Origin of the sequence: Pseudoalteromonas sp. M58, from assembly GCF_042604605.1 — a bacterium.
In the GTDB taxonomy this organism is placed as follows: Bacteria; Pseudomonadota; Gammaproteobacteria; order Enterobacterales; family Alteromonadaceae; genus Pseudoalteromonas; species Pseudoalteromonas tetraodonis.
Map to the genome: position 1 here is coordinate 166,895 of NZ_CP152391.1, position 19,951 is coordinate 186,845.

The 19,951-nt window shown below is 39.1% G+C and carries 16 protein-coding genes; all 16 read left to right on the forward strand.

Translation table 11 applies throughout. The features are described 5' to 3' along the window. Positions 1 to 2 precede the first annotated feature (2 nt). The 16 genes from tssM to AAGD16_RS16160 all read left to right on the forward strand — a co-directional run bounded on the left by tssM (position 3) and on the right by AAGD16_RS16160 (position 19,949). On the forward strand, positions 3 to 3,512 hold the full coding sequence (gene tssM / locus AAGD16_RS16085; protein ID WP_028834238.1) for a type VI secretion system membrane subunit TssM: 3,510 nt from the start codon (positions 3 to 5) through the stop codon (positions 3,510 to 3,512). After that, positions 3,494 to 4,222: a type VI secretion system-associated protein TagF gene (tagF, locus tag AAGD16_RS16090; RefSeq protein WP_024602748.1), complete on the forward strand. Its 729-nt coding sequence runs from the start codon at positions 3,494 to 3,496 to the stop codon at positions 4,220 to 4,222. The genes tssM and tagF overlap by 19 nt, the downstream gene beginning before the upstream one ends. Next, positions 4,215 to 5,012: a PP2C family serine/threonine-protein phosphatase gene (locus tag AAGD16_RS16095; RefSeq protein WP_033102984.1), complete on the forward strand. Its 798-nt coding sequence runs from the start codon at positions 4,215 to 4,217 to the stop codon at positions 5,010 to 5,012. Before tagF ends, AAGD16_RS16095 begins: the two co-directional genes overlap by 8 nt. A gap of 203 nt (positions 5,013 to 5,215) precedes the next feature. Further along, complete coding sequence (gene tssA, locus AAGD16_RS16100; protein WP_024602746.1) at positions 5,216 to 6,331, forward strand: type VI secretion system protein TssA; 1,116 nt, start codon at positions 5,216 to 5,218, stop codon at positions 6,329 to 6,331. A gap of 15 nt (positions 6,332 to 6,346) precedes the next feature. Then, positions 6,347 to 6,850, forward strand: a complete 504-nt coding sequence (tssB, locus tag AAGD16_RS16105) for a type VI secretion system contractile sheath small subunit (RefSeq protein ID WP_010389380.1) — start codon at positions 6,347 to 6,349, stop codon at positions 6,848 to 6,850. Further along, a complete protein-coding gene (tssC, locus tag AAGD16_RS16110; protein WP_013462966.1) occupies positions 6,847 to 8,337 on the forward strand; it encodes a type VI secretion system contractile sheath large subunit in 1,491 nt (496 codons plus the stop codon). Before tssB ends, tssC (AAGD16_RS16110) begins: the two co-directional genes overlap by 4 nt. 36 nt (positions 8,338 to 8,373) lie before the next feature. After that, on the forward strand, positions 8,374 to 9,900 hold the full coding sequence (gene tssC / locus AAGD16_RS16115; RefSeq protein WP_028834236.1) for a type VI secretion system contractile sheath large subunit: 1,527 nt from the start codon (positions 8,374 to 8,376) through the stop codon (positions 9,898 to 9,900). A gap of 2 nt (positions 9,901 to 9,902) precedes the next feature. Next, positions 9,903 to 10,682: a type VI secretion system accessory protein TagJ gene (locus AAGD16_RS16120; RefSeq protein ID WP_024602744.1), complete on the forward strand. Its 780-nt coding sequence runs from the start codon at positions 9,903 to 9,905 to the stop codon at positions 10,680 to 10,682. Positions 10,683 to 10,697: 15 nt separating this feature from the next. Then, on the forward strand, positions 10,698 to 11,183 hold the full coding sequence (tssE, locus tag AAGD16_RS16125) for a type VI secretion system baseplate subunit TssE (RefSeq protein ID WP_013462969.1): 486 nt from the start codon (positions 10,698 to 10,700) through the stop codon (positions 11,181 to 11,183). After that, entirely contained in the window at positions 11,180 to 13,006 is a 1,827-nt protein-coding gene (gene tssF, locus AAGD16_RS16130; RefSeq protein ID WP_024602743.1) for a type VI secretion system baseplate subunit TssF, read from the forward strand. Before tssE ends, tssF begins: the two co-directional genes overlap by 4 nt. Beyond that, positions 13,003 to 13,992 (forward strand): type VI secretion system baseplate subunit TssG, encoded by a 990-nt coding sequence (gene tssG, locus AAGD16_RS16135; protein WP_377115083.1) that lies wholly within the window; start codon positions 13,003 to 13,005, stop codon positions 13,990 to 13,992. The genes tssF and tssG overlap by 4 nt, the downstream gene beginning before the upstream one ends. 23 nt (positions 13,993 to 14,015) lie before the next feature. Next, a complete protein-coding gene (gene tssH, locus AAGD16_RS16140; RefSeq protein ID WP_377115086.1) occupies positions 14,016 to 16,634 on the forward strand; it encodes a type VI secretion system ATPase TssH in 2,619 nt (872 codons plus the stop codon). Between the two features lie 220 nt (positions 16,635 to 16,854). After that, complete coding sequence (locus AAGD16_RS16145; protein ID WP_013462973.1) at positions 16,855 to 17,334, forward strand: type VI secretion system tube protein Hcp; 480 nt, start codon at positions 16,855 to 16,857, stop codon at positions 17,332 to 17,334. A 73-nt stretch (positions 17,335 to 17,407) separates the two neighbouring features. Further along, positions 17,408 to 19,261: a type VI secretion system tip protein TssI/VgrG gene (tssI, locus tag AAGD16_RS16150; protein ID WP_058155795.1), complete on the forward strand. Its 1,854-nt coding sequence runs from the start codon at positions 17,408 to 17,410 to the stop codon at positions 19,259 to 19,261. Next, complete coding sequence (locus tag AAGD16_RS16155) at positions 19,261 to 19,620, forward strand: hypothetical protein (protein WP_036955207.1); 360 nt, start codon at positions 19,261 to 19,263, stop codon at positions 19,618 to 19,620. Before tssI ends, AAGD16_RS16155 begins: the two co-directional genes overlap by 1 nt. Before the next feature lie 38 nt (positions 19,621 to 19,658). Further along, positions 19,659 to 19,949, forward strand: coding sequence for a PAAR domain-containing protein (locus AAGD16_RS16160; RefSeq protein WP_058155797.1), 291 nt, complete (start codon positions 19,659 to 19,661; stop codon positions 19,947 to 19,949). Positions 19,950 to 19,951 lie beyond the last annotated feature (2 nt).

The following is a 19,951-nucleotide window of genomic DNA, read 5'->3' on the forward strand; positions in this document are numbered from 1 at the left end:
CAATGAGTTTCTCACAAAAATTTAAAAAAATAACCTACGCACTAACATCACGAACCGCTATATTAATTATCGGCTTTTTAGCCTTATCATTATTAATTTGGTTTGGTGGCCCTTTAATCGCAGTGGCAGACTATGTACCGCTTGCAGGTGTAGCATCACGATTATTAACTATTTTATTGGTATTATTAGTTTTTTCAGTGACCAAAATTTATCGTCTTATGCAGCAAAATAAGCGCGATGAAAAAATGGCAGATGAGTTAATTGATAACAATGATGCCAATAGTAGTGAAGTAAACGAAGAAATTACTACTCTTAAAACGAGAATGAATGAAGCTATAGATCTACTAAAAGATGTAAAGCTATTTAAAGGTAAAAATATATACCAGTTACCTTGGTATATTATGATTGGCCCTCCGGGTGCAGGTAAAACAACGGTTATTCATAACTCAGGCCTCGATTATCCATTAAAAGATAAGCTAGGCGTTGACTTAGTTCATGGTGTAGGCGGTACGCGTAATTGTGACTGGTGGTTTACCAATAAAGCGGTATTAATTGATACCGCAGGGCGTTACACAACACAAAGTAGCCACGCAAAACATGACTCAAGAGCATGGGAAGGTTTTTTAGGGTTATTAAGAAAGCATCGTCCGTTACGTCCTATTAATGGCGTGATGATCAGCATGGGTATTTCTGAGCTAATGAGCCAGACCAAAACTGAGCGAAACCTACATGCTCGTGCTATAAAACAGCGTCTTCAAGAATTACAAAACCAACTAGGGATGACATTTCCTGTTTATGTTATTTTTTCTAAAGTTGATTTAATTGAAGGCTTTAGAGAGTTTTTTGCTGAGCTAACTGAAGAAGAATGTGAGCAGGTTTGGGGAATTACCTTTGAACTTGATTTAGATAAAGATACTCAGGTAGATGCGTTCAATAAAGAGTTCCATGCTTTAATTTCTAAGCTTACAGAGATGTTAAATCGTCGGCTTATCAATGAGCGAAACGAAGCTATCCGTGCCAAAATTTTTGAATTCCCTCGACAGTTACGGGTATTGCAGGGCGTAGGTGATGACTTTTTAAAAGAAATTTTCACCCCCAATGCCTATGAAGAATTACCCATGTTCAGAGGGGTGTACTTAACCAGTGCGACGCAAGAAGGGACACCGTCAAGCTTTTTAAATGATGCGAGTGCAGGGAAAACAGATTACATAAATCAATCTAAAAGTTTCTTTATTAAGAATGTTTTAGAAAGTGTTATTTTTCCTGAGCAAAACTTAGCAAGCACTAACAAACATCATGATAAGCAAAATAAATGGCTTCGCGTTGCAAGTATTTCAACTGCGTGTGTTGCTTTATTAGGTTTTTCAGTTTCGTGGTACTTTAGTTTTGCATGGAATAGCAACTTAATAGACGCCACCGATGAGGCAATTACTACTTACCAAGAGCTCGATGCCTCTTCGTTTGATAGAAATAATTTATTGGTGTTGAACGACAGACTAAATGCACTGAGAAATCTACCTGCTACTAACTCTGAGCTTATTAACCCTGAGGATGCTTCATCAGTTGGTTTTAATAAGTTAACCGAAATTAAAGAATCTTCTACTAATGCTTACAAGCGTTCTTTACAAACGTATTTAGAGCCATTTGTTGCTAATACTTTAATTAAGGAAATGGAAGCGCATCCAGAACACCTAAGCTATTTATATGAAACGCTAAAGTGTTACTTAATGTTGTTTAAACCTGAATACTTTGAAAGTGAAGATATTGTGGTGTGGTTCAGTGCTTATTTAGACAGAAACTTACCCGGTGATTTGAATATGCAAACGCGTGGTGAGTTAATGAACCATATTTCAGCTTTACTTAATGAGGGAATCACGCAAACCGAAATAGATAACCAAGCTGTGCGAGTTGCACGTGCAGAGTTAACTAAACTACCGATTGCGGAAAGAGCATACCAGCGTCTTCAAGCTGATTTTCTCGATAGTAGTATTCCGCCTTTCAGACTAACCGATATTATTAGCTTTGAAAGTGCACAAAAGTTTACTTTTCGTAATAACGGCGACTTAACGCGAAGCATTCCAGGGTTATACACCTTCAATGGTTTTCATGGCATTTTTAATATTGAAAAAGGAAAAATGCTTGGCAACTTAATGGCTAGTAGCTGGGTTTACGGGCAAGAAGCCTCAGGAACTTACGATATTTCTAAAGCGGAGATAGAGAAGAAACTAGAGCAGCGCTATTTCCAAGATTACATTTATTATTGGCAGTCATTTTTAGATGACTTGAGTCTTAATCAATACAGCTCACCCGCTGAAGGCGTCAATATTACTGATGTATTAGCAGGCTCTGAAGCACCGATTAAAAATATCATTAATGCGGTGAAAAAGAATGTTCAGCTTACTAAACTACCAGTATCTGAAAATCAAAAAGTAGCCGGTGATGTGGCAGCCAATGCTGCTAAAGTCGCTATGCAAACTAAAGCAAATCGAATTAAGCGCTTTTTACCTGATGAAGCTCCAAAATTTGAAATTGATCTACCAGGTTACCAAGTAGAAGAAGCCTTTGAAGATATTATTGATATTGATGTTCAGCAACTTGATAATATTCAGAAAAATTTAAGAGAGTTAAATATTTATTTAACCAAGCTTGATAGAGGCGATCAGCTTAAGTACTCCATTAAAGATCAAATAAGCGGTAAGAGTAAACCTAGCTTTATTCGCCAATTAGAGTATCAAAGCAGCGACTTACCTTATCCATTTAATAGTTGGTTACTGGATATTAGTAGAGATACTAGCAACATAACCAAAAATAGTGCTAACAGGCATCTAAATGAAATTTGGAAAAGTAAAGTTTTACGCGAGTATAACGCGGCGATTGTGGGCCGTTACCCATTTGCTCCGCAGGCTGAAAAAGAAGTCAGCATTAAAGACTTTACCCGCTTCTTTGGTCCTAATGGCACCATAGACAACTTTTTCAATAGCTACGTAGCCCCGAGTGTGGACATGAGTTCAACCCCTTGGAAGTTTGAAAAAGATATTGGTATTAGCAACAACACGTTAAAAATGTTCGAGCATGCTTACAAAATTCAAACCGCATTTTTTGACCGTGGTAGTAATACTCCAAGAATTGAGTTTGGCTTGCGTACCTTTAAATTAGACAAAACGGTCTCAAGCTTCATGATTGAAATTGATGGCCAATCTATGATTTATCGTCATGGTCCGCTTAAGGTGACCAACTTTGTTTGGCCTGGTGCAAGTGGTCAAAGCAAAACTCGAGTGGTGTTTACTCCACCAAATGGTGGGCGTTCAATTAACACCACCTACCAAGGTGAGTGGTCACTTTACAGAATGCTAGATGAACTGAGTGAAAAGCGAAGTAAAACGCGTGAAGACTTAGAGCTGCATTTCTCACTAATGGGTAACAATGCAAAAGTAGAATTATTGCCGAGTTCAATCAGGCATCCTTTTTGGAATAGCAGTGTAGAGAAGTTCTCATGTCCGACCCGATTGTAGATATTGGTTATCTTGGCAAAGTCCCTTGTTTAGGCGACTTTGTTCAAGATAATGTTACTAAAGAGTTTTCAGAGCATTGGGAGCAATGGCTTCAGGCTGCCATTGCTGTAAGTAAAGAACAGCTTGGTGATGTTTGGCAAGAAAACTATTTAACAGGTCCTGTTTGGCATTTTGCCTTAAGCCCAAATATTGTGGGTGATACTGGCGTTATGGGCACGTTATTGCCAAGTATGGATGCTGTGGGGAGGCATTATCCTCTCACGGTAACGCGAACAACACATATTGCTCCTGTCGATGTGCTTCATTCTGGTGTTTTTTCGTTGGAGTACGAAGATGCAGTACTCAAAGTACTTGATGGCTCCGTTGATTTATTTTCTTGGCGCAAAGAGTTAGCTAATACTTTGAGCGAAATTACTTCAACTAAAAAGCAAGTTAGTTTTGCAAACTCGCTAGATAAGAATAAACAGGCTACAGCATTGGAGTTTTCTGGTACCGAATTAAGTGATCACATTTTACAAGATGCCATGCATGCCATTTTATATAAAAAGTATGGTGATTACAGTGTTTGGTGGACTCATGGCTCATGCAATATTAAGCCTATGGTGTTGATCACTTCGGCTCTACCGCCTGTAAATCAAGTGGCCGCTATGCTAGATGGACGATGGAAACATTGGGAATGGAATTTTACACAGGTAAAAAATAGTGATTAATAATTTAAGCTCAAGTTATGCCATTACCCACCGAGGTGCTGTTAGGCAACTTAACGAAGACGCGCATGTAGAAATTAACAGCCATAATTTATGGGTAGTAGCTGATGGTATGGGAGGACATGAAGCGGGTGAAGTTGCCAGCCAATTAGTTGTTGATGTTATAAGAACCCATGTTGAAAAGTTTAAACTAGAAGATTTAAACGTCAGTGACATTGTTAAAGCTATTGAAGATGCAAATAAACAATTAACTGAATATAGCGCGCAATACTTAAGCAACAAAACAGCGGGCAGCACGGTGACAGCTTTGTTTGTTAAAAATGAGCGCTATTACATTTTATGGGTTGGCGATAGCAGAGCTTATTTGTTGCGCAATAGTAAGTTGACTCAAGTTTCTAGAGATCATAGCCAAGTTAACGACTTAATAGATGAAGGAATGATTTCTGTTGAAGAAGCTAAAAATCATCCACTATCTAATGTAATTACCCGTGCCGTAGGGGTAATGGATGAAGTAAAAGTTGATGTTGTTGAAGGGGATATAAACACAGGCGATATATTTTTACTGTGCTCAGATGGTCTTACTGGCGAGTTATCAGATGAAGAAATATGTTTGTCATTAGAGCCCTCTAGTATTATTGATTCAGGAATGGCGTTAATGCATTCTTCGTTAGTCAGAGGAGCCAAAGATAACGTGACCTGTATTTTAGTAAAATATGATGATGTGGATGCCAATCAATCGATACAATCTTGCAATTTGCAAGATGAGGCAACGATTCCATTGTTCACTAAGTAGCTGATTAAGCCTGTTTTAGTATAATCAAGAAAAAAAGTTGTAAATAAATCAGGAACAAAAAAACTGTTATTTCAATTATTTATAAAATAACATTAGCCAGCTTATCGGCATAATAGCGTCAAGGCTTGTAATTTAATTTAAAGAATGTAATATAATTTCCGCTTTGCTTCTTAGAGCACATGGATAATATTTAGGACAATGGAATGTTTTTATTTGAAGAGTATATTTCCCCTATTTCAGATGCTGAGTTTGCAGGTATTGATCCGCGCTCAGACGTCTCTCCAACGTCTACTTACTATGCCTTAAAAGATTTAAGAAACCAACTTCGTGCGGCTGAAAGAAATGCCTTAGTCGATGAAGAGGGAATTGCTTCACTTTCGCGAGATTGGCTGCCATTACTTGAACAATGCAGTGAGGCAGTTAAAAGCGAAAGCAAGGATATTGAATACCTTGCATGGCTAATTGAAGGTTTATGCCGCGTTCACGGGTTTAAAGGAATAGCGTTTGGTTTTCGCGTTGCCAAGTATTTGCTTGAACACCATTTTGAATCCCTTTATCCAACACTTGATGACGGTGATGAAATTTCAGACAAAGTGTCTGCCTTAGTTGGCTTAAATGGTACAGCCGGTGAAGGCACGTTGATCATCCCAATAAAAAGCATTTATATGACAGACAGTGTCAGTATGGATCCTTTTTCTTTTTGGGAGTATCAGCAAGGGTATGATATTTCGCGTTTAAATGATGAAAAGCGCGAAAAGAAAATAGCCCAAGGCGCAGTTGATTTTGAGCAATTAGAAAAAAGTGCCGCTGAGACCAGTACCGAATTTTTTGTGTCTTTAAAAAACGATATTGAAGATGCGATAGAGCAGTTTGCTGCCTTGAGCGAAGTTATGGATGAGGTGACAGGTGAGCCACAACCGACGTCTAACATCAAACAAGCATTAGAAGTGAGCTTAGCGGCGGTAAAACACGTAGCAGCAGATAAGCTTGAAGCAGCGCAAACTGCACTAGATAAAGCTAACGCTGAGCCTGAAGAGGAACTCGTTGAGGATGCGATTCAAGCTGACTCAGAGCAACCTAAAAAGCTTAGCAGTGATGAGATTAATTCAAGAGAAAACGCAATTAAAAAACTTCAAGAAATTGCGACTTTTTTCAGAAAGACTGAACCTCATTCACCGATGTCTTACACGATAGAACAAGTTATTCGATGGAGCGAATTATCGCTACCTGAGTTATTAAATGAGTTAATTACAGATAGTGATGCTAGGACTGGATACTTTAAGTTGTCTGGCATTAAGATCAGCGAAACTGAAACATAGTAAAAGGAGTTCTCAATGAGTATCCATGATAAGTTAAAACGAGTTCGTAAACCTAGAGTACATATCACTTATGATGTGGAAACTGAGGGCGCGGCAGTAAAAAAAGAATTACCCTTTGTAGTGGGTGTAATGGGCGATTTTTCTGGTGATAATACAGAAGCGCTTAAGCCACTAAAAGATAGACGTTTTATTCAAATTGATCGTGATAACTTTAATGATGTTTTAAAGCGTATGAGCCCATCTCTACGTTTAAAAGTAGACAACACATTAACGGATGATGGTTCTCAGTTTGAAGTTAACTTGAACTTCAAATCGATTGACGATTTCGAGCCTGCAGCCGTTGTAAATCAAGTAGAGCCGTTACGCAAATTGATGGAAACGCGTAACAAGCTTCGTGACTTGATGACGAAGATTGACCGCTCAGAAGAACTTGAAAACGTACTAGAAGAAGTTTTAAGTAATACAGCAAGCTTAGATTCGATGGCGAAAGAACTTAACTTAGAGGAGACTGATAAATGAGCACTGAACAATTAGCAACAGAATCAGAATCAGTAGCAGAAGTTAGTTCTTCACTTTTAGAGCAAGCAATTGGTGCGACTAAACAAACAGAGTCAAGCCGTGCTGAAGAGTTACTGAAAACGTTAACTGAAGAAGCATTAAAAGGCACAGTTCAATGGAACAAAAACATGACTGTGACGTTTAATGAAGCAATTCAATTAATCGATCAAAAAATCTCAAAGCAGTTAAGTGTCGTAATGCACACGGATGAGTTTCAAAAACTTGAAGGCTCATGGCGCGGATTACATCACTTAGTGATGAATTCTGAAACTAGCTCAACATTAAAAATTCGTGTTTTAAACATGAAAAAGAAAGAGCTGCATAAAGACTTAAGTAAAGCTGTTGAGTTTGATCAAAGCCAAACCTTTAAGAAAATATATGAGTCAGAATTTGGTACCCCAGGTGGTGAACCGTATGGCACGATTGTAGGTGACTTTGAATTTACTAATCACCCAGAAGATGTTGAAACATTAAGCTTAATGTCTAATGTTGCAGCCGCTGGTTTCTGTCCATTTATTGCCGCATCATCACCGTCGTTATTTGGTTTTGATAATTGGGAAGAATTAACTAAGCCACGTGATTTAGAAAAAGTGTTTGAATCACTAGAATACACTAAATGGCGCTCATTTAGAGACAGCGATGATTCACGCTTTGTATCACTTACTATGCCGCGTTTCCTTTCGCGTTTACCTTATGGTGCAGCGTCAAAACCAGTTGAAGAATTTAACTACGAAGAGTTTGAAGTTGAAGCGAAAGATGGCCGTTCAGTCAGCACTGATAATAGTGATTACTGTTGGAGTAATGCCGCATACGCTATGGCAACAAACATGACCGCTGCTTTCTCTCAATATGGTTTCTGTACTGCTATTCGTGGCGCAGAGGGTGGTGGTAAAGTAGAAGGCTTACCAACGCACATATTTACAAGTGATGATGGCGATCCAGATCTAAAATGTCCAACAGAAATTGGCATTACAGACCGTCGTGAGGCTGAGCTAAGCCAGTTAGGTTTCTTGCCTTTATGTCACTATAAAAACACTGATTATGCTGTTTTCTTTGGTGGCCAAAGCTGTCAAAAACCAAAAATCTACTCAACACCTGATGCAACCGCTAATGCTGCCATTTCAGCACGCTTACCTTACTTAATGGCGACTTCTCGTTTTGCTCATTACCTTAAAGTAATGGCGCGCGATAAAATTGGTAGCTTTATGGAAGCCGAAGACGTTGAATCATGGTTAAACCGTTGGATTCTGTCTTATGTAAATGCGACAGAGGGCGGTGGTCAAGATATTAGAGCACGTTACCCTCTTGCTGATGCGAAAGTATCTGTAAAAGAGATCCCAGGACAACCTGGTGCTTATAACGCTGTTGCTTGGCTTAAACCTTGGTTACAAATGGAAGAGCTTACTTCTTCTTTACGCCTTGTAGCTAAAATCCCAGAGATCGGTTAATAATACCGCTCTCTGCATTAAGGATGATGCAATAGAATGAATCACGAAGAGTTTTCATTTATCAATCAAGACTTCACTTTTCAACAAAAGTCGCAGTCTCGAATAAGTGATAATGACGCTTTACTCGATAGGTTTTTGAACGAAAAAAACCTAGATAAAGCGTTATTACTATGGCTTGAAGGCTCTTCTGATTCTCCACTTTCTTGGAATAAGGAGTCATTGAGTCCTTATTTACAGCGTGTGATCATTGAACTCGATCAACTGATTTCTGCACAACTCAATCATATAATTCATGCAAAAAGCTTTCAAAATTTAGAAGCTAGTTGGCGAAATCTATGGTGGCTATTATTACAAACAGAGCAACAAGACAAAGAAAAAAAAGTAAAAGTTAAATTGCTTAATTGTGACTGGCCAACGCTCTCAAAAGACGTAAATAAAGCGATAGATTTCGATCAAAGTACTTTTTTTCAATTACTCTATCAAAACGAATTTGACAGTGCCGGCGGCGAGCCCTTTGGTATTGTGATTGGTGATTATGAAATTAGTAATGGTTGCTCAGCGGGCACTATTTACAACGACATAGATACTATTAAAGAAGTGTCAAGAACGGCTGCCGCCGCATTTTCTCCTTTTATATGTTCGGCATCGGCTAACTTATTTGGCGCAGATAGTTTTTCCGACTTAGGTTATTACTCTGATTTATTCAATCATTTTGAACAGCCTGAATATATAAAATGGCAAAGCTTTAGAAAAATGGAAGAAGCTAGATTCATGGGTTTTACACTCCCTCATGTGCTAGTTAGGCCGCCCTATGCTAATGATGGCAAGCGCCATCAAGAATTTTATTTCAAAGAACAAATTATTAATCCAGAAACCGATATGCTGTGGGGAAATGCAGCCTATCAATTTGTATCAACAATAATCAGGGCTTACTGCGATAGCGGCTGGTTTGGGCATATACGTGGTATAGAGCCAGGAAAAGTGTCAAAAGGCTTAGTCACAGGGCTTGCTCGTGATAGTTTTGCTAATGATACTTATCAAAAAGAAGCCAAGCCGCCACTGGATTTGTTAGTAACCAGTAAGTTTGAAAAGCAATTTTCTGAACTCGGTTTTATCCCAGCCTCTTCAGTCACAAATACCGAACATATTGTTTTTTACAGTAATGCGTCGGTTCAAAAGACAAAAAATTACGACTCAAGCGCTGCTAATATCAATGCGCGTTTATCGTCTATGTTGCAATACATTTTATGTGTATCGCGCTTTGCGCACTATTTAAAATTATTGGCCCGAGACCGTGTAGGCTCTTACAGCACGGCTCAAGCGTGTGAAAGAGATTTACAAGCGTGGATCAATAACTACACAACCGCGTCAGACTCTGCGTCTGAGCACATTAGAAGTAAATACCCACTCAGTAATGCAAAAATAAAAGTAAGTGAAAACAAGGCTAATCCGGGTCATTACTTTTCGGTTTTGCAGTTACAGCCCCATTTTCAGTTAGACCAAATGGTCTCGAGTATTAAGTTAATAACAGAGCTCAGTCCTCATCATAAAATAAAGGAATAGTCATGAAGAAAATACACAGTTTAATTCGCGAGGGAAAACTTGCTGATGCTTTATTATGTTGCGCTACAGAGTTGCAAGATGAGCCTTTAAATTTTGATATTAGAAGTCTTTATTCTGAATTACTTTGCATTAACGGTGAACTTGAAAAAGCAGATAAACAGCTAGATTTTATGGTGCAAAAGAACCCTGAATTTGCTGTAGGTGCGGTTAATCTTAGGCATTTAATTCGCGCACAACAATCGCGTGTAGATTTTTATCAAGGTAAGGGCATTCCTAAACTCTTTCATGAAGCTAATGAGCTAGACACCTTGTTCTTAAAAATGCACGTAGCCTTACTTGAAGGCGAAACATCTGAAGCGGCAACGCTTGCAAAACAAATGGAAGCACTCCGTCTTGAAAGCGTTGATGATGAGCATTCAGCAATTAGAGATTTAGATGATAGCTTAAGCCCATATTTAGAAGTGCTAGGCACGAATGGCGAGTTTTACCTTGCAAACTTTAATGAAATTGAAACATTAAAAGTAGAACCTGTAGCGTCTTTATTAGAGAGCATTTGGTTACGCGTTGAGATCACTATCAAAGACGGTCCGTCAGGTACTGCACATTTACCGCTGGTTTATGCAAACTCAAATACTGAGCTGGAAAAGTTAGGTCAGGTTTCTGATTGGGATGAGCTACAAGATGAGTTTATTGTAGGTAAAGGAATGAAAATGTTATTTGTCAACGATGAAGCAATCACTATTCCTAGTCTAAAAATCAACGCCGTTGAAACAGCAGAGTAAGCGCAATAAACGATTATGATTGAACATAAGCAGCAACTCCAAGCATCTATTTTAGATAGGCTCATTGACGATGAGCCTGACTTTCAAGATGCACCTTCTCGTACTGAGGGGATCAGCATTAGTGAGCTGAGAAAAAATGTGCGTAGAGACATAGAAGCGCTGCTAAATGCTCGAATTCAGTGGCATACCTGGCCATCACAATATGCTGAGTTGTCGACTTCGTGTTTATCATATGGTTTGCCTGACTTTTCGAGTATGTCTGTAAGCTCACACGAAGGGCGTGCACTTTTATGCGAAACCGTAAGAAATACAATTTTAAAATTTGAACCGCGGTTTATTGAAGTAGAAGTGTTTACCGATGATGAAGTACCCGTGAACAGAGTATTAAATCTAAGGATTAACGCCTTGTTGTATGCCGATCCAGAACCTGAATTTATCAGCTTTGATTCTGAAGTTGAGCCGGTTAATTTAGGTATGAAGATTATTGAGGCCTCTTTATGAACGATGAGTTATTAAAGTACTACAACCGCGAACTAGCGTTTGTTCGCCACATGGGTAAAGACTTTTCTGAAAAGTACCCTAAAGTTGCTGGGCGATTAAAGTTAAGCGATGACCATATTGAAGACCCTCATGTATCTAGGCTAATCGAATCGTTCGCATTTTTAACTGCTAATATTAGGCAAAAACTCGATGACAGCTTTCCTGAGCTAACTGATGCGCTATTGGGGCAAATGCTGCCAGACTATCAAGCGCCTATCCCTTCAATGTCGGTAGTAAAATTAGAAGCTGAAAATCTGTCCACCACGGGCGTGGTCATTCCAAGAGGCAGTGAAGTAGAAACCAATGTTGAGTCGATGAAGCAATGTAAGTTTCAAACCTGTTACGAAACTTATTTATGGCCTGTTGAGATCACAAGTGCCCAATTTGATAATAGTCCGTTTGTTGCCCCTAAGCCTCGTTGGCATGAAAAAGCTAAGTCAATTTTTAAACTTGAGCTAACCGGTGAATATCCGGGTGTATCACTTGCTGAAACCGGGCTGGAAAAATTACGATTATTTATAAATGGCCAATGGCATCATACGCTTAAAGTGTATGAACTATTATTTAAACACGCTATTGGTATTGCTTTTGATAATGGTGAAGAGGGTATAAAGTACCTTTCTAAAAACCAGTTAAAAGCCGTAGGCTTTGATGCAAATGAAGCGGTGGTGCCCTATTCGCAGCGCTCAAGTGCTGGTTATCGGTTACTGGTGGAAAACTTTACCTTTCCGGAAAAGTTTCGCTTTGTTGAACTTGAAAATATTCGTTCATCACTGCCTAAAAAGTCTAACAAATGCAGTGTGTATATTTATCTTGATTCAGAGTCAACCGAGCTTGAAAAGCAAGTAGACAAAAATATGTTTTTAATGGGATGTACACCCATTATCAATATGTTTGAGCAAGAACTAGAACCGATTCGCCCTGAACTGAGTGAATACGAATACCAATTAACACCACGCTATATGGACTCTGAAATCTCAGAGGTGATTGGTATCTCAGAAGTTATTGCGTTTGATCACAAAGGGAACAAACAAATAGTGTGTCCTTTTTATGGGCAGACTCATCCACGATACCAAGGCCATGATGATTTATTTTGGCACATCCGCAGAGAAACCGCCTCATGGGCCGGTGGCTATGTTGAGTCAGGTACGGAATCGTTTCTATCATTGGTAGATGCACGATTTGAAAATAGCGCTATGGATTATGCTGAAGGGAACACGGTATTAACAGTACGCGCTAACTGTAGTAATCGAAATCTTCCTGCAAGCATGCCTTTTGGAGATGATGAACTCGGGCTTTTAATGCCTGAACGTGGCGATGTAATTAAAAAAATACGTTGTTTAATCCCATTTACTCATGCAGTTAGACCGATATTAGCCGATGCAACTCGTTGGCAATTAGTTAATCATTTAACCCTTGATGCGTTTAGTGGAGAAGATGCATGTAACAAGCTTAAAGAAGTGTTACGGCTGTATGACTTTAGAGCTTCACCGCAAACAAAAGGCCTTATCGATAATATTTACCGCGTGATTGTAGAACCCGCAACGGCGCGTGTTGTGCAAAAAGGGCGAGTAAGCTTTGCAACGGGAAGTGAAATTGAAATTACCTTCGCCAATGATGATTTCTCGGGAAGTGGCATGTTTTTCTTTGCCTCTATTCTTGATCATTTCTTTGCACAATTTGCGGCAATCAATAGTTTCACGCGTGTTAGTTTAAGGCTCAAAGAACAAGAGCAAGTGTATTATCAATGGCCTGCTCGAGTTGGGGAAAGCCCGTTAATATGATCCAGCATATTATTTCTCAAGCGTCACAAGTTGATTTTTATAAAGCTGTTTTCATTATTGAAAACCAGCTGAAAAAGCATGGCTTAGAGTATCGCTATGTAGGGTATGACAGTAGCCCAAAGCAAGAGTTAATTAAATTTACCGCAACACAAAAATTTGGTTACCCAGGTAACGCTATCACAAAATTAGAGCAAGCTAGCTTTGAAGATGGGTTGCATAAAGTCAACATGCAGATCTCTTTTATGGGATTAACGGGTTGCTCAGGTGCTTTACCCCAATTTTACAGCGAGCTGGTGATGCAGCGTCTTCGCTATAAAGATACCACCATGCGTGACTTTTACGATATGTTTAATCATCGTTTGGTGTCTTTATATTATCGAGCGTGGAAAAAATATAAGCCGTCTTTAAATCATGTGAACAAAGATAAAAACAAAGACCCATATACACAAATATTGGGACTTTTAAGTGGCGGCTACAATGATCATCAGTTGCACTTTTCAGGCCTTTATAGCCGAAAAATTCGTAACGCTTTTGATTTAAAAAGTGTATTGAGCTCTTACCTTGGTTGTGATGTTGTCATCAAACAAATGGTAGGAAAGTGGCATGATCTGAAACCACAAGAACAAACTTGTTTAGCAAGTGAGCGCCTATATGAGGGACAACATGCTCGCTTAGGCGTTGATACCGTAATAGGTAAAAAGATATGGGATATTTCTTCTAATATTGAGATTCATATCAGCACTACTGATATTGATAAAGCAAAATCCTTGTTACCGAAAGGCAAGTTATTTGAGTTAGCTACAAAGATTGTAAAAGATTATGCGGGCAATGCGATTTCATTTCGACTTATCATCGAATCAGATTTTCAACAACTTGATGCGGTGCAGTTGTCTAAACGGGAATGCAAACTTGGCGCTAATAGCTTTTTAATGGCGAGTAAAAACCCACCTAAATTTAACCCTATTAAGTTATCGTTTAAAGGATAATTAAAAATTAAAAGGAACAGCGTATGTCAACGATGACATTAAATAAATTAGTTGAAAAACTAAGCCCAGATTGTAGAAAAAGCTTAGAGGCAGCTGTTGCAATATGTAACAGCCGAAGCCACTTTACGGTTGAGTTAGAGCATTGGTTGTTAGCTATGATTGAGCAGCAACTAGACGATGTTAGGCTCATATTCGGTTCTTTCGATATTGATATTGATCAGGTAAAGCAAGATTTAAACCAATCACTAGAGTCATTTAAAACGGGCAGTGATTCATCGCCTAGCCTATCAGTGCATGTGACTACATTATTAAGGCAGTCATGGTTAAGTACCAGTATAGAATTTACTGATGAGCAAATTCGTAGTGCTTACGTTATTTACACGCTCACAAAAGATGATACCTTGTCTAGTTTAGTAACGCGTTGTAGTAAGCTTTTCAATAATATAGAACCTGGACAACTGTTACATGCATGGCCTGAAATTGTTGCCCAATCGCAAGAACGTAATACCAGCACTGCAAGTGCTACAACACCTGCAAATGGTTCATCTAAAACACCAAGCTTAGATCAATTTACAGTTGATTTAACCGCTCAAGCAAAAGCGGGGAAAATAGACCCTATTCTAGGTCGTGATTTTGAAATACGTCAAATGGTTGATATTTTAACTAGACGTCGTCAAAACAACCCAATCTTAACGGGTGAAGCGGGTGTAGGTAAAACCGCTGTGGTTGAAGGACTTGCCCTAAGAATTGCCCAAAAAGACGTACCTGCAGTATTACAAAACGTTAAGTTGCACAGCCTAGATTTGGCTTTGCTTCAAGCAGGTGCGGGCATGAAAGGTGAGTTTGAAAATCGCTTAAAGTCGTTAATTAACGAAGTTAAAAACGCTGTTGACCCTGTGATTCTTTTTATAGATGAAGCTCACACTATGATTGGTAGTGGCGGACAAGCGGGTCAAAACGATGCGGCTAACTTACTAAAACCTGCTTTAGCAAGAGGGGAATTACGTACTATTGCAGCAACAACGTGGGCTGAATATAAAAAGTTTTTTGAAAAAGATGCTGCACTAACACGTCGCTTCCAAGTAGTTAAAGTTGAAGAGCCAACGCCAGAAAAAGCGGTTGCTATGCTACGTGGTTTAGTTCCTGTTATGGAAAAGCATCATAAAGTGTTTATTTCAGAGCAAGCACTTGAAAGTGCGGTGCATCTATCGCACAGATACATTACTGCGCGACAACTTCCCGATAAAGCAGTTGCATTGTTAGATACGGCCTGTGCTCGTGTTGCTATGAGCCAAGCATCGACACCTAATGCGATTGAGCAGTTAATGAATAGACTTAGTGAAATTGAAGCGCAAGTTTTAATGTTAAATCGTGAGCAAAAAACCGGTTTAGATCACAGCGAACATTTATCAGCACTTAAATCTGAACTAGTTGAGATTGAACAGCAACTTGAACCATTAAATGAGCAGTTCAACGTTGAAAAAGGCATCGTTGCAGAATTAAATCAAGCGCTTGAATCGATTAACACCACCGATGCAGACTCTTCTGTTGAAGTACTTGAGCAGTTAAAAGAAAGCAAGCTTAAGCTAGCCTCGTACGAACATAATATGGTGCATTGGCAAGTTGATGAAGAGTTGATTGCACAGGTTATTTCTGATTGGACTGGTATTCCTGTTGGTAAAATGCATGAAGATGAAATTCATGGCATTTTAAATTTAGCTGAGCAAATGAAACAACGCGTAGTTGGCCAAGATCATGCGCTTGAACTTATGGCTAAAGTAGTACAAACCTCCCGTGCTCAGCTTGCAGATGAAAGTCGCCCTAATGGTATATTTATGCTGGCAGGCCCAAGCGGAGTGGGTAAAACAGAGACCGCACTTTCACTAGCACAAGAAGTGTATGGCAGTGAAGATAACGTAACGGTTATCAACATGTCTGAGTTTAAAGAAGAGCATAAAGTGTCATTACTACTTGGCTCACCTCCAGGTTATGTTGGTTATGGCGAAGGCGGTATTTTAACCGAAGCAGTAAGAAGAAAACCATACAGTGTGGTGCTGCTAGATGAAATGGAAAAAGCGCATCCTGGCGTACAAGATATCTTCTATCAAGTATTCGATAAAGGCACCATAAAAGACGGTGAAGGCCGAGACATCGACTTTAAAAACACCATCATCATTATGACCTCAAATGTGGGTACTGATACCACAATGAGCTTATTTGAAGATGAAGAAAGTAAGCCAAGTATTAAAGGCTTATTAAAAGCACTACAAGATGATTTATTAGGGGCATTTAAGCCTGCATTTTTAGGACGAATTAACGTTATTCCATATATTCCGTTAAGTGATGAAATTCTTACCCAGATTGCTGCGTTGCAAATTAGTAAAATAATTAAGCGTGTTAAAAAGCACTATGATGCGCAATTAACGTATAGCGATGATGTGATTGAGCACATTATTGCAAATTGTCAAAATGCCGGATCGGGTGCACGAAATATTCACACCATATTACAGAATAAAGTACTACCTCTATTGTCTGAGATCTTGCTTTCAAGCATGGTTGAAGGTGAAAAAGTGACATCTATCTCATTGTTAATTAAAGATAATGAGTTCGATGTTGAATTAACTAAAGTTAATTCAAAATAACTTGTTTTTAAGGTTGTTTCTTTAGTTTTAGGGCATTATAATTCGTGTGTCTTATATAGAAACAAGGAATTTTTGAGACATTGTCTTCATCTAGGGAAAGGAATTCTGAAGACCTTTTCATTGCTGTTTTAAAGATAATGATTTCAAGGAATTTTGGGTAACCAAAGTAAACGAATCCACATAATGGATAATATTGTTTAATAAAAAGGAGCATTATCAAATGCAAGCAAATACATATTTAAAATACGGTTCAATCAAAGGCGAAACTACTGCTGAGTCTTTCAAAGATTTAATTACAGTTTTATCTTTAGATTGGAACGTTAGCCGTGAAATTAGCGCAGCGACTGGTACGGCGATGGATCGTGAATCTAGCTCTACTCGTTTAGGCGATGTGACTATTACTAAACTTCAAGATAAAGCATCTCCGGATCTTTTCAAAGAAGCAACTATTGGTAAAGGTCTACCTGCTGTTTTCCATATCACTAAACAAGGTGATAAAGTTGAAGAAATCATGAAAATCGAACTTACAGATGCCATGATCTCTAGCTACTCAGTATCAGTTCAAAACGACCGTCCAATTGAAACAATCACTATCAGCTACACTGAAATGATGATGACTGTTACACCTACTGACGACCAAAACAACATCACTGCACCACTTGTATATGGTTACAGCGGTGTTAAAGGTCAACAAATGTAATATTTGTTACCCGATTGTAGCTCTGGGCTTTGCCCAGGGCTTTTTTTGATCTTCAGGATGGGAAAAGCAAGGAATGCAAAAAGCAACACAAGATAAAAACGTAATTCAAATTAGTACTCCTGTTGGTAAAGACGCCCTTTATTTAACACGCTTCGTTGCGCAAGAAGCCATGTCAGATTTGTTTGTTATGTCGGTCAATATGTACACCATAGGCCAACAAATTGCACATGAAGATCTGGTTGGCAAGCCTGTTTCTATCAAGGTAAAAAATGCCGAGGGTGGGGGAGAACGTTATTATCACGGTATTGTGAGTCAGCTTGTTTCTAACGGAAGCCGTACGGCGGATGTTGATGAGCAAAAAAATTACATTGATTATCAAGCTACCATTGTGCCTTTTGCTGCTTCTATGCGTAATCGCAAAAACAGTCGCATTTTCCAAAAGAAAACAATTAAAGATATATTTGCTGATTTGTTTGGCCAACACAACGTGGCTTTTTCAGACAAAACCAGTAAAACCTATCCCAAATACGAATACTGTGTGCAATATCAAGAGTCAGATTTTGACTTTATCCAACGCTTATTACAAAGCGAGGGGATTTTTTACTTCTTTGAGCATACAAAAAGTAACCATACATTAGTTTTAGCAGATGATATTACCGCATATGAAATGTGTGGTGAGGCTAAAGTTGTTCATTCAACTGGCCATTTAAGTGAGTCTCATGTTTCGCGTTGGCAGGGCGGATTAAGCTTAGCGCCAGGTAGTTTCAAACGTTTGGGCTACGATTTTAAACAGCCATCACGTTACCCTGATGCAGAGCAAGCAAACGCAGAATTACCGACCCAATCGGTATCAGAAATTTTTGAATATACAGCTGAAGCAGAGTGTCATCCCCGCGCGGCTAATTTGGCATCAGTTCAACTAGAGTCACTGCAAAGAGACATGAAGCTCTCGAGCGGGCGCAGTGACTGCCGCTCATTCTCTGTTGGTAAACTGTTTAGTTTCAAAAAACATGAAGACCCACGCCTTGAAGGTAAAACCTTTGCTATCACCTCGATGATGACGTCGATTGTGGTACCAAACCAATCAGGCGCTGCACAAGCATCGAGTGAAGAAGTGTATTCTAACCACTTTGAATGTGTGCCAAAAGACATTCCATACAGAGCGCAAGTGAGCAAAAAGAAACCGGTTATCAACGGCGTACAAACAGCCCTAGTAACGGGTGATAGCGCCGATGAAATTATGATTGACCAATATGGCCGCGTTAAGGTGCAATTTGATTGGGATCGTGAAGGTAAAAAAGACTCTAAAAGTTCATGCTGGATCCGAGTTGCACAAAACTGGGCTGGCAAAAAGTGGGGCGCCTTTTTCTTTCCCCGCGTAGGTCAAGAAGTACTCGTCGACTTTATTAATGGCGACCCAGATCAACCTATAATAAGCGGTGCTGTTTATAACGCAGACCTAATGCCTCCGTACGCATTACCTGGCGAAAAAACGCAAAGTGGTATTAAAACCCGCTCAACTAAAGAAGGTGGGGCAGATAATTTTAATGAATTACGTTTTGAGGATAAAAAAGGCAGCGAGCTTGTGTATATGCAAGCCGAAAAAGATAAACAGCTTTACGTTAAAAACGATCAAAACGAAAAAATAGATAACGACCGTAATGTTGAAATCCTTAATAACGATAATCTCAAAGTCACAGCTAACCGTGTTGCTGAAATGGGTGAAAATGACACCTTAAAAGTCGGTAAAACACTTAATATTGAAGCGGGTGACGAAATAGTGATAAAAACAGGCTCTGCGCAAATTAAAATGAGCAGTAGTGGTAATATTACTATTGAAGGTACAAACATTGATATTAAAGGCAGTAATGTAAAAGTAGATGGCAGTGCCATTACCTTATCTGCTGGTGTAATTAAGTTAAATTAATGATGGAAATAGTCAATAACTTTCAATCAGGATTTAGAAACGGCATTGCAAATAACGGGCACGTTGTTTACTGCCGTTATGGTTTACCGCATTTAGTGTGTTTACCGATAAATAGGCCAGATGATCCATTACTAAGCCCAGCTTTAAGTCATTTAAAAGCCATGAATGGCTATTATGCTCAGCAGTTTTTTATTCATTTAAGTGATGCACTTAATAGTGAAAATGTAATTTCAAACTTATATCAATATGCAACTCAAAGCGCTGTGGCACTTGCTGATCACAGTAAAGATGAGTTAATTGAAGAAATTTCGCTACTGGTAACCAGTAACAAGCTATTAGTTATCCCGCTTTATGAATAGCATTTCATAAACCAACAAAGACACGACAAGGAGTCAAAATGGGTAAACCCGCTGCTACAATTGGTCATATGCATGTATGCCCTAAAGTGACCGCTAAAGTTCCACATGTGGGCGGACCTATAGTTGCTGGCTCTGGCAATGTATTAATAGGTGGCATGCCCGCTGCCCGCAAAGGCGACATGATAGTGTGTGTTGGACCGCCAGACAGTGTGAAAACAGGCTCGGGTAGTGTTCAAATTAATGGTAAACCTGCGGCTAGAATGGGCGATGATAGTAGCCACGGCGGAAAAATCGTTGTGGGCAACCCAACTGTGTTAATTGGTGGTTAACT

Coding starts and splice junctions, on each gene's coding strand:
- tssM (WP_028834238.1), top strand. CDS start 3: ATGAGTTTCTCACAAAAATTTAAAAAAATAACCTACGCACTAACATCA.
- tagF (WP_024602748.1), top strand. CDS start 3,494: ATGTCCGACCCGATTGTAGATATTGGTTATCTTGGCAAAGTCCCTTGT.
- tssA (WP_024602746.1), top strand. CDS start 5,216: ATGTTTTTATTTGAAGAGTATATTTCCCCTATTTCAGATGCTGAGTTT.
- tssB (WP_010389380.1), top strand. CDS start 6,347: ATGAGTATCCATGATAAGTTAAAACGAGTTCGTAAACCTAGAGTACAT.
- tssC (WP_013462966.1), top strand. CDS start 6,847: ATGAGCACTGAACAATTAGCAACAGAATCAGAATCAGTAGCAGAAGTT.
- tssC (WP_028834236.1), top strand. CDS start 8,374: ATGAATCACGAAGAGTTTTCATTTATCAATCAAGACTTCACTTTTCAA.
- AAGD16_RS16120 (WP_024602744.1), top strand. CDS start 9,903: ATGAAGAAAATACACAGTTTAATTCGCGAGGGAAAACTTGCTGATGCT.
- tssE (WP_013462969.1), top strand. CDS start 10,698: ATGATTGAACATAAGCAGCAACTCCAAGCATCTATTTTAGATAGGCTC.
- tssF (WP_024602743.1), top strand. CDS start 11,180: ATGAACGATGAGTTATTAAAGTACTACAACCGCGAACTAGCGTTTGTT.
- tssG (WP_377115083.1), top strand. CDS start 13,003: ATGATCCAGCATATTATTTCTCAAGCGTCACAAGTTGATTTTTATAAA.
- tssH (WP_377115086.1), top strand. CDS start 14,016: ATGTCAACGATGACATTAAATAAATTAGTTGAAAAACTAAGCCCAGAT.
- AAGD16_RS16145 (WP_013462973.1), top strand. CDS start 16,855: ATGCAAGCAAATACATATTTAAAATACGGTTCAATCAAAGGCGAAACT.
- tssI (WP_058155795.1), top strand. CDS start 17,408: ATGCAAAAAGCAACACAAGATAAAAACGTAATTCAAATTAGTACTCCT.
- AAGD16_RS16155 (WP_036955207.1), top strand. CDS start 19,261: ATGATGGAAATAGTCAATAACTTTCAATCAGGATTTAGAAACGGCATT.
- AAGD16_RS16160 (WP_058155797.1), top strand. CDS start 19,659: ATGGGTAAACCCGCTGCTACAATTGGTCATATGCATGTATGCCCTAAA.